Source organism: Methylobacterium sp. DB0501, from assembly GCF_011043735.1.
Lineage (GTDB): Bacteria > Pseudomonadota > Alphaproteobacteria > Rhizobiales > Beijerinckiaceae > Methylobacterium > Methylobacterium alsaeris.
The window spans coordinates 232,757-246,563 of the sequence record NZ_JAAKGV010000006.1; the positions used below are offsets into that span (position 1 = coordinate 232,757).

Below are 13,807 nucleotides of genomic sequence, written 5' to 3' on the forward strand. Positions count from 1 at the left end.
GCCCGCGTGCTCCGCTTCCTCCTGACCCGCGCGTCCCTGGTGATCCCGACCTTCCTGGGGATCACCCTGGTGGCGTTCTTCCTGATCCGCCTGGTGCCCGGCGACCCGATCGAGACGATGGCGGGGGAGCGGGGCATCGATCCCGCGCGGCACGCGGCGTTGCGCACCGAGTACGGCTTCGACAAGCCGCTGCTCGTGCAATACGGCATCTATCTCGAGCGGCTGGCGCACGGCGATCTCGGCCGCTCGATCAGCACCAAGGAGCCGGTGATCTCGGAGTTCGCCAGCCTGTTTCCGGCGACGGTCGAGCTCGGCGTCTGCGCGATCCTGTTCGCGCTCCTCGTCGGCCTGCCGGCCGGCATCCTGGCGGCTTTGCGCCGCAACTCGGTCTTCGACCACGGGGTGATGGGGCTGTCGCTCACCGGCTACTCGATGCCGATCTTCTGGTGGGGCCTGCTCCTGATCCTGCTGTTCTCGGTGCAGCTCGGCTGGACGCCGGTCTCGGGCCGCATCGACGTGCAGTACTTCATCGAGCCGGTGACCGGCTTCCTGTTGATCGACACGCTGCTGTCGGACGAATCCGGCGCCTTCCGGTCGGCCCTCAGCCACCTGGTCCTGCCGGCGATCGTGCTCGGCACGGTGCCGCTCGCGGTCATCGCCCGCATGACCCGCTCGGCGATGCTCGAAGTGCTCGGCGAGGATTACATGCGCACCGCCCGGGCCAAGGGCCTGCCGGCCTGGCGCATCGTCGGGCTGCATGCCCTGCGCAACGCCCTGATCCCGGTCGTCACGGTGATCGGCCTCCAGGTCGGCGTGCTGTTCACCGGGGCGATCCTGACCGAGACGATCTTCTCCTGGCCCGGCATCGGCAAGTGGCTGATCGAGGCGATCGGCCGGCGCGACTATCCGGTCCTCCAGGGCGGCATCCTGCTGATCGGCGCGGTGGTGATGGCGGTGAACCTCATCGTCGACCTCGCCTACGGCCTCGTGAACCCCCGCATCCGGCACGCCCGATGAGCGCCGAACCCCGATGAGTGCTGAACTCCTGGACACCCCCTCCGCCTCGGCGGCCCCCGCCGGCCCGCCGCACCCGCTCGCCGAGTTCTGGACGAGCTTCCGCGCCAACAAGGGCGCGGTGATCGGCCTCGCGCTGATCGTCGCGGTGCTGCTGATGGCGGTCTTCGCCGACGTCGTCGCCCCGCACCCGCCGAACCTCACCAACGACGCCGCCTTCCTCAAGCCCCCGTTCTGGCAGGAGGGCGGCTCGCTCACCTATCCGCTCGGCACCGACGCGATCGGCCGCGACATCCTCTCGCGCCTGATCTACGGCGCCCGGCTGTCGCTCTCCATCGGCATCGCCGTCGTGACGGTGTCGATCCTGGTCGGCACGATGCTGGGGCTGATCGCCGGCTTCGTCGGCGGCGCCACCGGCATCGTCATCATGCGGGTGATGGACATCATCCTGACCCTGCCGTCGCTGCTGCTGGCCATCGTCATCGTGGCGATCCTCGGCCCCGGGCTGATGAACGCGATGCTGGCGGTCGCCGTGGTGGTGCTGCCGCATTACGTCCGCATCGCCCGCGCGGCGGTGATCGGCGAGAAATCGAAGGACTACGTCACGGCCGCCCGCGTCGGCGGGGCCGGGCCGTTGCGGCTGATGGTGGGGGAGGTGCTGCCGAACTGCGCCGCCCCCCTGATCGTCCAGGCCTCGCTCGGCGTCTCGACGGCGATCCTCGATGCCGCGGCCCTCGGCTTCCTGGGCCTGGGCGCCCAGCCGCCCGCGCCGGAATGGGGCACGATGCTGGCGGACGCCCGCGAGTTCGTGCTCCGGGCCTGGTGGGTGGTGACCTTCCCGGGCCTCGTCATCCTGATCACCGTGCTCGCCTTCAACCTCGTCGGGGACGGGCTTCGCGACGCCCTCGACCCCAAGCTGAAGCGGTGAGGCGCCCGATGCCGCTCCTCGAGATCAACAACCTCTCCGTCGAGTTCCCCTCCGCCGGCGGCACGCTCCGGGCCGTCGACGGCGTCAGCCTGACTCTGGAGGAGGGGGAGGTGCTCGGCGTCGTCGGCGAGTCGGGCTCGGGCAAGAGCGTGACCATGATGGCGCTGATGGGCCTCGTCGCCTATCCGGGCCGGGTCTCCGCCGACCGCCTCGCCTTCGCCGGCCGCGACCTGATGGGGATGCCCGCCCGCGAGCGCCGCCGCCTCACCGGCCGCGACGTGGCGATGATCTTCCAGGAGCCGACCACCAGCCTGAATCCCTGCTTCACGATCGGCTTCCAGATCGTCGAGAGCTTGCGCCAGCATCTCGGCCTCGACCGCAAGGCGGCGAGGAAGCGGGCGATCGAATTGCTGGAGCAGGTCGGCATCCCGGCGGCCGAGAGCCGGCTCTCGTCCTATCCGCACCAGCTCTCCGGCGGCATGAACCAGCGGGTGATGATCGCCATGGCGATCGCCTGCAACCCGAAACTCCTCATCGCCGACGAGCCGACCACGGCGCTCGACGTCACCATCCAGGCCCAGATCCTCGACCTGCTGCTGTCGCTCCAGCGCGAGCGCGGCATGGCGCTCGTGCTCATCACCCACAACATGGGCGTGGTCGCCGAGACCGCCGACCGGATGATGGTGATGTATGCCGGCCAGGTGATGGAGGAGAGCCGCGCCGACGCGCTCTTCGCCCACCCCCAGCATCCCTACACGGCGGCCCTGCTGGCGGCCTTGCCGGAGCGCAGCGAGGGCGGGCGGCTGTCCACCATCCCGGGCGTGGTGCCGGGGCTCTACGACCGGCCGCGCGGCTGCCTGTTCGCGCCGCGCTGCGCCTTCGCCACCGATCATTCGCGTGAGCAGCGGCCCGCCTTGCGCCCCTGGCAGGACGGCTTCGTGCGCTGCCACTACCCGCTCGGCGATCCCTCCCGCGACGCCCGCATCCGCGAGGATCACCCCATATCGACCATCCCGGAGGCCGTCCGTTGAGCGCCCCCGTCGTCGTCGCCGACAACCTCCGCCAGACCTACGAGATCCGCCGCGGGCTCTTCCGCCAGCCGGCCCGGCTCCAGGCGGTGGGCGGCATCTCGTTCTCGATCGAGCCCGGCCGGACGCTCGCGGTGGTGGGCGAATCCGGCTGCGGCAAGTCGACCCTCGCCCGGATGGTGACGCTGATCGAGCCGCCCTCCGACGGCGACCTCACCCTCGACGGGATCGACGCCGTCGACACGCCGGCGGCGGAGCGCCGCCGCCTGCGCCGCACCGTGCAGCTGGTGTTCCAGAACCCCTACGGCTCGCTCAACCCGCGCAAGCGCATCGGGGCGATCCTGGAACAGCCGCTCGCCATCAATACCGGCCTGTCGGGACAGGAACGCCGCGAGCGGGTGCGGGCGATGATGGCCAAGGTGGGCCTGCGCCCGGAGCACGATGCGCGCTACCCCCACATGTTCTCCGGGGGCCAGCGCCAGCGCATCGCCATCGCCCGGGCGCTGATGCTGTCGCCCAAGCTCGTGGTCGCCGACGAGCCGGTCTCGGCCCTCGACGTGTCGATCCAGGCCCAGGTGCTGAACCTGCTGGCCGACCTGCAGGCGGAACTCGGCCTCGCCTACCTGTTCATCTCCCACGACCTCGGCGTGGTGCGCCACATCGCCCACGACGTGCTGGTGATGTATCTCGGGCTGGCCATGGAGCAGGGGCCGAAGGAGGCGATCTACGCCCGTCCCCTCCACCCCTACACCCAGGCCCTGATGGCGGCGACGCCGGGCGTCGGCCCGCGGACCCGCGAGCGGATCGTGCTGCGGGGCGAGTTGCCCTCGCCGCTCGATCCCCCGGCGGGCTGCGTCTTCTCCACCCGCTGCCCCCACGCCGCCGCCCGCTGCCGCGAGGAGCGGCCGGGCCTGCGGCCCCTGGCGGGACGGGCGGTGGCCTGCCACTACGCCGAGGACTTTCTGGAGGGGGCGCCGGCCGAGGGGCGGGCGCTCGCGGGCTGACCTTGGCGGGCCGACGCTCACGGTCTGTTCAACCTCGGGGGGCTTCGCCGCGCCGCTGCACGCCCTACCTCCTCCGGGGAACGGGAGCCCGGCGACCGATCCGTGAGTGAGCCCATCGCGGCGGCCGAGCCGCCGCCCCAGCCCTTCCCCAAGCCGAAGTCGCTCGGCCTCAAGAAGGCCCACGGCCCCGAGCCGAAGGCGTTTGGCCTCGAGCCGAAGGCCTCCGGCCTGGCCCGCGCCGGCCTCGCCCGCGTGCTCGCCTTCCGCACCAGCCTGCGGGTCGCGCGCCTGCGCCACTGGCTCGCCGGGCGGCTGCCGCCGCGGCCCCGCGGCCGGATGGCCGAGAACGTGCGCGCCGCCGAGCTCGCCGGCCTCGCCTTCGCGTTCCGGGCCCGCGCCGTCGCCATCGCGGTGGTGTCGCTGTGGCTGCTGGTGCTGGTGCCCTGGCCGCGCGAGCTCTACTACCTCGCCGCCGCCGGCCTGTTCTTCTTCCTCGGCACGATTCCGTTCGCCCTGCGCCGGCACCGCCACGCCTGGGCGATCAAGCTCGGCTTCACGGTCCTCGACGTCGCGCTGATGAGCGCCGTCATCATCCTGCCGCCGCCGGCGGGCCTCGGGGTGGACTGGCCGATCCAGACCCGGCTGCGCACCCCGGAATTCCTCTACCTGCTGCTGCTGCTCGGCGAGGCGGCCCTGACCTACCGGCCCCTCGCCGTGCTCTGGACCGGGAGCTGGATCGCCGCTCTCTGGTCGCTCGGCACCTGGCTGGTCTACGGCCGCGAGGACAGCCTGCGCTTCGCCGACGTCGCCCGCGACGGGTCCTTGAGCGCCGAGGCGAGCCTCAAGGTCTTCCTCGACCCGAACTACGTCGGCCTGACCCCGCTCTGGACGCAGGTGATCGCCACCGGGCTGTTCACGCTGCTGCTGGCCATCGCGGTGTGGCGGGGGCGGGGGCTGCTGCTCGCCCAGGTGCGCGCCGAGGTGGTGCGGGCCGACCTCGCCCGCTACGTCTCGCCCGACGTGGCCGATGCCCTCAGCGCCCGGGCCCATGCCGGCTTCGGCGCGCCGCAGACCCGGGTGGTGGCGGTGCTGTTCGCCGACATGGTCGGCTTCACCGGGATGAGCGAGGATCTGGGCCCGGAGCGGGCCTTCGCGCTGCTGCGCGGCTTTCGCGAGCGCAGCTGCAAGGTGGTGTTTCGCCATGCCGGCACCCTCGACAAGTTTTTGGGCGACGGCTTCATGGCGACCTTCGGCGGCCTCGACGGGCGCGGCGACGCCGCCGCCCGGGCGGTCGCCTGCGCCCTCGACCTCCAGCACGAGATCGACGCCTGGAACGCCAAGCGCACGGCCCGCGGCGCCGAGCCGGTGCGGGTCGCGGTGGGGGTGCATTGCGGCCCGGTGGTGATCGGCAATATCGGCGCCGACCAGCGGGTGGAGTTCACGGTGATCGGCGACGTCGTCAACGTCGCGAGCCGCCTCCAGGTCGCCACCCGCGAGGTCGGCGGCCGCATCCTCGTCTCCGAGCACTGCCTCGCGGCCGCCGGGCCGGCGGCGGCGGCCCGCTTCCCCCGCACGCTCCCCCTGACCCTGCGCGGCCGCACCCAGCCGATCGTGGTCCACGTCGCGGAGTAGGAATGTCGCGGAGGAGGGGTGTTTCGGAGGCGGCGGCTCGGAGCGGAGGGGTCAGCCCCGCTGCAGCACCTCGATGCGCACGCCGTCCGGCCCCTCGAAGAAGGCGATGCGCAGGCCCGGCCGGATGTCGGTGATGCCTGAGACCAGCGGGATGCCGCGGGACGCCAGATCCGCCACCGTCGCCTCGATGTCCTCGACCCGGAAGCCGATATGCTCGATGCCGCGATGCGGCGGCACCGCCGCCGGCGCGAGTCCCTCCGGCGCCTGCTCGATGAACAGCGTCATCCCGCCGACCTCGAGCATGATCCGGCTCGGCGTCTCGCCGCCCTCGCGCCCGGTCTCCCGCGCGCCCAGCACCTCCCCGTAGAACCGCGCCGCCGCCACGGCGTCCCGGCTGCGCAGGTGGAGATGGTCGTACCGATAGCCCATGCGGCTCTCCCTCGCGGGACACGCGCCCCGCCGTCACGGCCCGCACGGTACGTCGCCCGGGGCCTGCGCGATAGGCATTCCCGGACGGCTTGCCCGGATGGCTGACCGGGCACCGGCCGCGGTTGACGCCCACCGCCGCGCCGCCCTACAGAAGAGGCACCCGGACCTTTGCGCGTCCGCGGCCGGAAGGGTGGCCGAGTGGTTTAAGGCAGCGGTCTTGAAAACCGCCGTGGGGGCAACTCCACCGTGGGTTCGAATCCCACCCCTTCCGCCAAGTGATTTCAGAATTTTCACAATCAAATCAAGCTCTTAGAGCAATTGCTTGACGGATGACCTTGGGGCAGGGCACGATTTCGTCCAACGCAACGTCCAACATTGCCACTCGCCGATGCCCGAGTTCCTCACACGACGCCAAGGGTTCTGGCACTTCGTCCGGCGCGTCCCGGAAACGTTCGCAGCCTTCGACCAACGCGGTATCGTCAAGCGCACAACCCACATCCGGATCGCCGACGACCCGAGGGGCGTACGCGCAGCGCGTGCCGCGGCGCAGATGAACGGCGAGCTGGAAGCCTACTGGCAGGGTCTCGCCGGCGGCCAGAGCGCGGAGGCGAAGGCGCGCTATGAGGCCGCGCGCAAGCGCGCCCGGCAGCTCGGCTTCAGCTACATGCCGGCTGGGGAAGTGGCGACCCAGCCTCTAGCCGAGATCCTGGCCCGGATCGAAGCCCTGTCCGCGCGCAACGCAGCCGACGACCCGGCGACCCGCGCGGCCGTGCTCGGCAAGGAGCCGGTGCCGGCCGTGATGCTGTCGCAGCTGTTCGAGCAGTACGAGACCCTGACGAAGTCCTCGCGCCAGGACATGTCGCCCGACCAGCTGCGCAAGTGGGGCAACCCGAAGAAGCGTGCGCTCGCCAACCTGCTGAAGGTGATCGGCGACAAGCCCGTCACGGAGCTCACCCGCAACGACGCCCTCGACTTCCGGGCCTGGTGGCAGGAGCGCGTCCTCGTCGAGGGCATCGAGATCGGCACGGCCAACAAGGACGTCGGCCACATCAACCGCATGCTCCGGCAGATCGAGCGCAGCCACCGGCTTGGCATGGGGCCCGTCTTCGCCGAACTGCGGCTGGAGGGCGAGACGCAGGGCCAGCGCGTGGCCTTCACGGCCGAGTGGGTGCAGACCCGCATCCTGGCGGACGGCGCCCTGGATGCGCTCAACCCCGAGGCCCGGCGCATCCTCTACATCATGGCCGAGACGGGGATGCGGCTGTCCGAGATCTGCAACCTCACGGCCGAGACGATCCGGCTGGACCATGCGGTGCCGCATGTCGTGGTACGGGCGGACGGCCGGCGGATGAAGACAGAGCAGTCGGCCCGGGAACTGCCGCTGGTCGGCGTGGCGCTGATGGCCGCGCAAGCGCAGCCGGAGGGCTTCCCGCGCTATAGAGACAAAGCGGCATCGCTCTCGGCGATCACCAACAAGGTAATGCGCGCGGCCGGCTTGCTGCCCCTGCCTGGACAGTCCGCCTACTCGTTCCGTCACTGCTTCGAGGACCGGCTAACGGCCGTCGAGGCGCCCGAGAAGCTGATCGCGGCGATGATGGGCCACAAGTACCAGCGACCGCGCTATGGATCTGGCCCGAGCCTGTCGCAAAAACGCGAGTGGCTTCAGCGGATCGCGTTCAACTCACCAGCACGGGTGTAGGGACGGGCACACTACAGAAAAAATTTCGATATGCATAATTGTTGAAGTCGCTCAGGATCGAGCCTGGATCCAGCCGGAATTATAATCCTTCAGCATACGCTCGGCCCTTTGCCGTGGCGTCCCGATCCGGCGCGCCTCGATCAGCTCGGCTTCCAGCCGCTCCAGAATCGGCATGTAGGCCTCGGTCCCGTCCTGGACCACGATGGACGCGAGCAGCACCAGCGCCCGTTCGATGCGCTCGGGCGTGATCGGCTCGGGAGAGGGGAGGCGCGTGCCAAGCCTCATCGCCGCTCCTGGAGCAGCGCGGCGCGCAGGTTCGACGGCTCGGAAAGCGCCGCCTCCGGCATTCGCCAGAAAGGTGGAGCGGCGCCCCAGGAGACCGAACGGAGAGCGTCGCCCTCCGAACGGGGACGCTGGACGCGAGGCGGAGTCACGGTATCGCCCCAGCGCAATCACGCATGTCCGCCAGCGCATCGTCAGCGATCTGGAGCGCCGCGAGGGCGGCGTCACACTTCTCGGCGATGGGAGCGAGGAGCGTCCGGACGCTGTCGAGCGCGCAGGCGAGGAGTTCCGCGGCTTCGGCCGGCGCCAGCGGCGCAGCGGCGTTGACGCGACCGAGGAGGAGGGCGGCGACTGCCTGTGCGGTCGGGTCCGGCCATGTGCCCTCGGTGTTCACCGTAAAGACCTCGCGGCCGTCTGCGTCGCGGACCACGCCAGCCTCGTCCTGGTTCTCGCTCAGGGCTAGGGGCAGGCGGATGCCATGCCGGGCGAAGGGATCGGCCCCGCTCACGGGATCGCCTCCGTGAGCGGGCTGGTGCCAATATCGAACCCGGGGGCTGCCATCAGCAGGCCGCCCGCACCGGCTGCACCTCGCCGCCGACGATCAGCCGGCCCTCGGCGGAGAAGGCGTAGGTGATCCCAGCGACGCTCGGCAGCGTGACGGTCTCGATGCGCCGCAAGGCGGGCTGGACGGTGGCCGGCGGCTCGCCGATCAGTCGGCCGATCAGGGCGGCATCGCCCGCGACGTAGAGGCGTGAGGCGGTCTCGCCCGAGAGGCGCCGGCGCGTGATCGAGGCGCCGGTGTCGACAAGCGCGTGACGGAGCGCCCGCACCGTCTTCTCGAGCGCCTTGGGCGAGCGCTCCAGGGCGGCGGCGAGGCTGGCGTAGCTGTGGGGCTCGCCGGAACGCGCGAGGGCCCGCAGGACGCGGCGCAGGGCCGGGGTGAGGGCCGGAGCAGCGGGGCTCATCGCGCCTCGCCCCGGGCGAGGGCCTCCGCGTTCCACCGGGCGATGTCGGCGCGCTCGCCCCCGTTCCGGGCGGCCTCGGTAGCCGTGGCCGCTTCGGCCCGGATGCGCTCGCAGGCCGCATCGACCGCCTCGTGGCCGACCGGGCCGCGGGCAGCCCGCGCCTCGGCCAAGCGGCGTTCGCGCTCGGCGGCCCGCCGCTTGTGCCGCTCGGAAAACCATTCCAGCGACGGCCGCCGCGAGGACCGGCCTGCGGCCTTGGCGGCCTCGTATTGGGCGTAGGCGCCCGTGCTCGCCGGATGGATGCCGGCCATCACGCGGCCCCGCGGATCAGCAGGCCGGCCAGCGTCCCGATGAGGAGGCCGAGGGCGGTTGCGAGAATCAGCACGACGGCGTGGGCGACGATCCGGCCGAGGTTCAGGCGGGCGCCCAACGGGGGCGGCATGGGTGCGTCCTCGTCAGCTAGCTGCGGAAATTCGGCGAGCCGCGCCCGGAGGGCCGGCAGGTAGCTCGGGCCGTCCAAGTGAAGGTCGGTGGGGTTCGGCATGAGGCCATCCTTGGGGAATGGCGACACCCTAAAACCCTGGTTGTTGGTTGTCAATTACCAGAGTTGCCCCCGCCGTTGTGGTTGTTATCCCACAGCTTCCTCTCCGCTGGCCCACTTGACGCTACGTGAACAAATAAGGAACATTTCCACCACGGGTTCAGCATGGAGAGCAGCCGGTGGTGACGGTGCATGGCGGACGCCACACCTATTACGTGGTGCAGTCGTTCTCTCTGGCCGACGGGGGCTACGTCATGGACGAGCCGATCGAGGCGCGGTCCGAGGAGGCAGCCCTGGCGGTCGCCCGCCGGATCGCTGGGACCAAGGCCGTCACCCTCGCGTTCTCGCGCGCTGGCGATCCCGAGACCGGCGAATTCGAAGACGCGGTGCTGATCTTCAGCGACGGGGAGCTACCCGAGGAACTGGCTGGGGCGCTCTGCGCCTGAGGCTACTTCCGGAAGTCCTTGGACACGATCCGGTGGCAGGTCGGCCACTCGTCGCGGGACAACTCGAAAGTCCGCGCCGGGTTGAACTGCTGGACGCGCCACGCCTCCGCGCTGGAGCCGACGAGCCGCTTGACCATCGCCCGCGGTTCGTCCCCGGCGCCGGAATAGAACACGCAGGGCGTCGCGGACAGGCCGGGCAGGCGCGGGTTGACCATCAGGGTGTCGCCGGGCTCGAACTCCGGCGACATCGATTCGCCGACGAGGTAGATCGCGTAGCCGTCCTTGACGCCCTGCAGGGCGGGCGGGCGCTTCACCGTCCCGATCGGGTCGCGCTCGATGAGGAGCGAGCCTTCCCCGCCCTCCGCCGAGGCGAAGAGCGGCACGTCGCCGACGAGCCCCGCCGCGGCCGCCCAGTAGGCCGGGTCCTTCGCGAAGTCCGGGACCGGCATCGACGCCTGCCTCGGGGCTTGCGCCGGCCGGCCGTCCTGGCCGCCAGAGGCGCTGTCCGGGAAAAGCGCCGGGTCGAGGCCGAGCACCTCGATCAGCCGGGCGAGGTGCGCGGTGCTCTCGACCTGCTTGAGCTCGATCTTGGCAATCGTCGCCTGGGAGGTGCCGACCTCCTTCGCCAGCCGGGCCTGGCTGAGCTTCTTGGCGAGCCGCCCCTCGCGGATGATGTCCTGCCAATCCATGGGGCGACAGTCTAAAACCTCGGTTGTGGCCGCGCGCGCATATTCCGGTTGTTGACAACCAACAACCGAGGCGGTTATGTCCACGGTCATGACCGTGCGATCCCTCATTCAGGCCGCGATCACGCTGGCCGGCTCGGAAGCGAAGCTGGGCGAGGCCTGCGGCGTCTCCCAGAGCGCGATCTGGAAAGCGAAGAAAGCCGGGCGCGTGTCCGGCGAACTGGCCGTCCGGATCGACCGGGCGACCGGCGGCGCGGTCCCGAAACACCGGCTGCGGCCAGACCTCTGGGAACAGCCTGCGGCCGGCGGTAGCGCCACCGCGGGTGCCCTCGGGCACGGGGTGGCCGCATGATGATCCGGAGATCCCCTCCGCTGTCGCGTCCGGCCATCCGGGCCGTCCTGCGGGACCGGCGCCTCGCCGCGATCCTCTTCTGCCTGCTCGCCTGGGGTGTCGGAACGGCCGGGTGCTGGTCGAAGCGCACGTCGCAGCAGCCCTCGCCCACGCAATCGGAGGCCGGCTGAAGCCACCCCTCCACCCGTGTTCCGGGTCCCGGCGACCGAACGGCGCCGACCCCGGATCGCGCCCGGCCGGTCCCTTCCGCCCCCATCCGCCCGGCCGGGCGCACCCTCGTCACCACCGGAGGCAGCCATGAGGACGACCCGTCGCAAGATCCGCTACCGCCTGCGCGCCGACGGCCGCTGCGAGGTGTGCCTGGCCGACGGGTGGGTGACGCTCCTGCGGGTGGCGCGATGAGCGATTGCGGCCTGTCCTCGCTCGCCGCCCGGCTCCACGCGGCGGCCTCGCATGCCGGCGTAGTCGCGCGCGGGACCGAAATCCTGGCGGCGCGGATGCAGGTCGGCCTGCCCGCGAGCATGGGCTGCGCAGGCCTCGACGAGGCGGTGCAGCACCATGCCGAGCAGGCGCAGGTCCTGGCCGACGCCCACGCCTTCGTCCTCCGCTGCGCGGCCCAGCCCGCGCTCCTGCCGCTTCTCGCCGCGCTGGAACGCGGCGAAGCGGTGGTTCCGGAAGGCGGCGCCGGACAGCGGCCGGCCATGGCCGCCGCCGGCGTTCTTCCCCACGCGACCGTCCAGCCTCGTCAGCTTTGGTCGCGTGCCCTCGACTCCGTCCGTCCGGGACACCGCAAGTCCTCCGGCCCTGCTGCTCATGCCTCTGCGCTCTCCCCGGCGAGTGCAGAGGACCACAGGAGCGGCCCAAGGTGTCGGGATTCTCACCCAAGCTCTCGGGAGACCATCCCGAGCGTCACGAGGGTAGCATGACTGCTCAGGCAGAGGCGCGTCAGCTCGTCGAGCTGATCGCCGGGCCGGTCCGGCTCGGCGAGAACGTGAAGGCCGCGCTCGCGCGGGTCGCACGGCTCACGGGCCTCGGCGACCGCCGCGTGCGTGGTATCTGGAACGGCGAGGCCCGCCGCATCGAGGCCGGGGAGATGGACCGGCTGCGCCAAGCGGCCCTCGATGCCAGCACCCTAGAGGATGTCGATCGTGCGTACCGTGCCCACCTTGCCCGGCTCCGGGCCTGCCAGGAGGTCCTCGGACAAGGATCCTTCGGGCAAGCGGCCCTTCGCCTTCCGGCCGCGGACGATGCTGGCCGGGTGGATCATGCGGAGCTCGGGCTGGCTGGCGCTCAAGATCGCCCCGTGGATCGGGGAGGGCGCCGATGACGCCGGAGGTGCGCCTCCTCGGGATTGATCCCGGTCTCACCGGAGCCCTCGCGCTCCTCGGCCTGACCGCCGGCGGCCCGTCGCTCGCCATCGCGGACATGCCGGAGGTCCACAAGACTGTCGACGCGGCCGCCCTCGCGGACCTGATCCGCCGCTGGCCGCGTCCCAACTTCATCGTGCTCGAGGAGGTCGGCCCGCAGCCGCGCGACGGCGTGCGGCAGGCCTTTAGCTTCGGGCAGTCCTACGCCACGGCGCGCACCGTCGCGCTGATGCTGGAGATCCCACTCCACCTCGTGCGCCCGCAGGCCTGGAAGGGCCACTTCCGGCTGCGCGGTGGCCCCGAGGGCAAGGAAGCCGGCCGCGCCCTGGCGCTGCGCCGCTTCCCGGCGAACGCGAATCTGTTCGCGCGCAAGAAAGACCACAACCGGGCGGAGGCGGCCCTGCTGGCGCTCTACGGCGCCGAGCGGCTCCTGCCCGCGGGCTCGCTTCCCGATCCGGACCGGGTCGGGGGCGTGGCGACGGCCGGGGGCGTGGCGGCCCCCGGCCAACCAACCCCTTCACCAAGGGCAGCCGGAAGCCTGAGCTGAAACCTCGGCTCAAGGCGCGATACCTGATCTCCGCTCCGGTCGCCCCGGACCCACAGGAGCAGGCACGACTAAGGAAACGACATGTCGATCTCGCTCAAGAGCTTGCGCAAGCGCACCAACGAAAGTGCCGCGCGCATCCTGATCTACGGCCCGGAGGGCATCGGGAAGACGACGCTGGCGGCGGAGTTCCCGGAGGCCGTGTTCATCCAGGTCGAGGACGGCACGCCGTCCGGCGTCACCATCGATTCGTTCGGCGTGCTCACCACGTTCGAGCAGGTGATGGAGGCGATCGGCTCGCTCTACCAGGAGGAGCATTCCTTCCGCACGGTGGTGGTCGACGGCCTGGACCGCCTCGAGCCGCTGGTCTGGGCCCGGGTCTGCGAGCTGCACCAGTGGCGCTCGATCGAGGCGCCCGGCTACGGCAAGGGCTACAAGGAGGCGGACTACCTCTGGCGCGACTTCCTCGACGGCCTGAATGCGCTGCGCACGCAGCTCGGCATGACGGTCGTGCTGCTCGCCCACTCGGCGATCGACCGCTTCGACGATCCCCAGACCGCCAGCTACTCGCGCTACGACCTGCGCCTGCACCAGCGGGCCAGCGCCATCGTCAAGGATGAGGCCGACGCCATCCTGCTCGTGAAGCAGGATGCCTCGATCAAGAACGAGGACCAGGGCTTCGGGAAGAAGCGCGCCCAGGCCGACGGCGGCGGGCAGCGCTGGATCTACACCGAGGGCCGGCCCGCCTTCGTGGCGAAGAACCGCTTCGGCATGCCCGAGAAGCTCATGTTCCAGCCCGGCCGGGGCTTCGCCGAGCTGTCGAAGTACCTGCCGGATGCGCAGGCGCCGGCTGCCGACGCGGCCTGATTCCCCACCAGCGAAGGAGACAC

General features: G+C 71.2%; 19 protein-coding genes and 1 tRNA gene. 12 read left to right on the forward strand and 8 right to left on the reverse strand.

Annotation, left to right across the window (positions count from 1 at the left end; genetic code table 11):
* Window positions 1-6: 6 nt before the first annotated feature.
* The 5 genes from G4G93_RS11125 to G4G93_RS11145 all read left to right on the forward strand — a co-directional run bounded on the left by G4G93_RS11125 (window position 7) and on the right by G4G93_RS11145 (window position 5,606).
* A complete protein-coding gene (locus tag G4G93_RS11125; protein ID WP_165084118.1) occupies window positions 7-1,017 on the forward strand; it encodes an ABC transporter permease subunit in 1,011 nt (336 codons plus the stop codon).
* A 13-nt stretch (window positions 1,018-1,030) separates the two neighbouring features.
* Window positions 1,031-1,942, forward strand: a complete 912-nt coding sequence (locus G4G93_RS11130) for an ABC transporter permease subunit (RefSeq protein ID WP_165084120.1) — start codon at window positions 1,031-1,033, stop codon at window positions 1,940-1,942.
* A gap of 8 nt (window positions 1,943-1,950) precedes the next feature.
* A complete protein-coding gene (locus tag G4G93_RS11135; RefSeq protein WP_165084122.1) occupies window positions 1,951-2,973 on the forward strand; it encodes an ABC transporter ATP-binding protein in 1,023 nt (340 codons plus the stop codon).
* Window positions 2,970-3,974 (forward strand): peptide ABC transporter ATP-binding protein, encoded by a 1,005-nt coding sequence (locus tag G4G93_RS11140; protein WP_165084124.1) that lies wholly within the window; start codon window positions 2,970-2,972, stop codon window positions 3,972-3,974. Before G4G93_RS11135 ends, G4G93_RS11140 begins: the two co-directional genes overlap by 4 nt.
* A 102-nt stretch (window positions 3,975-4,076) precedes the next feature.
* A complete protein-coding gene (locus tag G4G93_RS11145) occupies window positions 4,077-5,606 on the forward strand; it encodes an adenylate/guanylate cyclase domain-containing protein (RefSeq protein ID WP_312891889.1) in 1,530 nt (509 codons plus the stop codon).
* A 51-nt stretch (window positions 5,607-5,657) separates the two neighbouring features.
* Here the strand turns inward: G4G93_RS11145 and G4G93_RS11150 are convergent, their stop codons facing one another.
* Window positions 5,658-6,035 carry a VOC family protein gene (locus tag G4G93_RS11150; RefSeq protein ID WP_165084126.1) on the reverse strand — a complete coding sequence of 126 codons (378 nt, stop codon included), beginning with the start codon at window positions 6,033-6,035 and terminating at the stop codon, window positions 5,658-5,660.
* 184 nt (window positions 6,036-6,219) lie between these two features.
* On the opposite strand from G4G93_RS11150, the gene G4G93_RS11155 reads away from it, so the two are divergent.
* Window positions 6,220-6,309: transfer RNA gene (locus tag G4G93_RS11155), tRNA-Ser, on the forward strand.
* A 114-nt stretch (window positions 6,310-6,423) separates the two neighbouring features.
* Window positions 6,424-7,734: a tyrosine-type recombinase/integrase gene (locus G4G93_RS11160; RefSeq protein WP_165084128.1), complete on the forward strand. Its 1,311-nt coding sequence runs from the start codon at window positions 6,424-6,426 to the stop codon at window positions 7,732-7,734.
* A gap of 51 nt (window positions 7,735-7,785) precedes the next feature.
* On the opposite strand, the gene G4G93_RS11165 is transcribed toward G4G93_RS11160, so the two are convergent.
* The 5 genes from G4G93_RS11165 to G4G93_RS11185 form a co-directional block, all read right to left on the reverse strand.
* Complete coding sequence (locus G4G93_RS11165) at window positions 7,786-8,019, reverse strand: hypothetical protein (protein ID WP_165084130.1); 234 nt, start codon at window positions 8,017-8,019, stop codon at window positions 7,786-7,788.
* A 145-nt stretch (window positions 8,020-8,164) separates the two neighbouring features.
* A complete protein-coding gene (locus G4G93_RS11170; RefSeq protein ID WP_165084132.1) occupies window positions 8,165-8,524 on the reverse strand; it encodes a hypothetical protein in 360 nt (119 codons plus the stop codon).
* Between the two features lie 52 nt (window positions 8,525-8,576).
* The gene (locus G4G93_RS11175) at window positions 8,577-8,981 is read right to left on the reverse strand and encodes a hypothetical protein (protein WP_165084134.1); all 405 of its coding nucleotides are present in this window, start codon (window positions 8,979-8,981) and stop codon (window positions 8,577-8,579) included.
* Window positions 8,978-9,292: a hypothetical protein gene (locus G4G93_RS11180; protein ID WP_165084136.1), complete on the reverse strand. Its 315-nt coding sequence runs from the start codon at window positions 9,290-9,292 to the stop codon at window positions 8,978-8,980. Before G4G93_RS11180 ends, G4G93_RS11175 begins: the two co-directional genes overlap by 4 nt.
* A complete protein-coding gene (locus G4G93_RS11185) occupies window positions 9,292-9,525 on the reverse strand; it encodes a hypothetical protein (protein WP_165084138.1) in 234 nt (77 codons plus the stop codon). The genes G4G93_RS11180 and G4G93_RS11185 overlap by 1 nt, the downstream gene beginning before the upstream one ends.
* Before the next feature lie 176 nt (window positions 9,526-9,701).
* Here G4G93_RS11185 and G4G93_RS11190 point away from each other — a divergent pair, with 176 nt between their 5' ends.
* A complete protein-coding gene (locus G4G93_RS11190; protein ID WP_312891891.1) occupies window positions 9,702-9,968 on the forward strand; it encodes a hypothetical protein in 267 nt (88 codons plus the stop codon).
* 2 nt (window positions 9,969-9,970) lie between these two features.
* On the opposite strand, the gene G4G93_RS11195 is transcribed toward G4G93_RS11190, so the two are convergent.
* A complete protein-coding gene (locus G4G93_RS11195) occupies window positions 9,971-10,657 on the reverse strand; it encodes a helix-turn-helix domain-containing protein (protein ID WP_165084140.1) in 687 nt (228 codons plus the stop codon).
* A 76-nt stretch (window positions 10,658-10,733) separates the two neighbouring features.
* Between G4G93_RS11195 and G4G93_RS11200 the strand changes: the two genes are divergently transcribed.
* Window positions 10,734-11,006: a YdaS family helix-turn-helix protein gene (locus G4G93_RS11200; protein ID WP_206289687.1), complete on the forward strand. Its 273-nt coding sequence runs from the start codon at window positions 10,734-10,736 to the stop codon at window positions 11,004-11,006.
* A gap of 323 nt (window positions 11,007-11,329) precedes the next feature.
* Here G4G93_RS11200 and G4G93_RS11205 read toward each other — a convergent pair whose 3' ends face one another.
* Window positions 11,330-11,734, reverse strand: a complete 405-nt coding sequence (locus G4G93_RS11205) for a hypothetical protein (protein WP_165084142.1) — start codon at window positions 11,732-11,734, stop codon at window positions 11,330-11,332.
* Window positions 11,735-11,928: 194 nt separating this feature from the next.
* On the opposite strand from G4G93_RS11205, the gene G4G93_RS11210 reads away from it, so the two are divergent.
* The 3 genes from G4G93_RS11210 to G4G93_RS11220 all read left to right on the forward strand — a co-directional run bounded on the left by G4G93_RS11210 (window position 11,929) and on the right by G4G93_RS11220 (window position 13,784).
* A complete protein-coding gene (locus G4G93_RS11210) occupies window positions 11,929-12,333 on the forward strand; it encodes a hypothetical protein (protein ID WP_165084144.1) in 405 nt (134 codons plus the stop codon).
* A complete protein-coding gene (locus G4G93_RS11215; protein WP_165084146.1) occupies window positions 12,330-12,920 on the forward strand; it encodes a hypothetical protein in 591 nt (196 codons plus the stop codon). The genes G4G93_RS11210 and G4G93_RS11215 overlap by 4 nt, the downstream gene beginning before the upstream one ends.
* A gap of 81 nt (window positions 12,921-13,001) precedes the next feature.
* On the forward strand, window positions 13,002-13,784 hold the full coding sequence (locus tag G4G93_RS11220) for an ATP-binding protein (protein WP_165084148.1): 783 nt from the start codon (window positions 13,002-13,004) through the stop codon (window positions 13,782-13,784).
* Window positions 13,785-13,807: the final 23 nt, after the last annotated feature.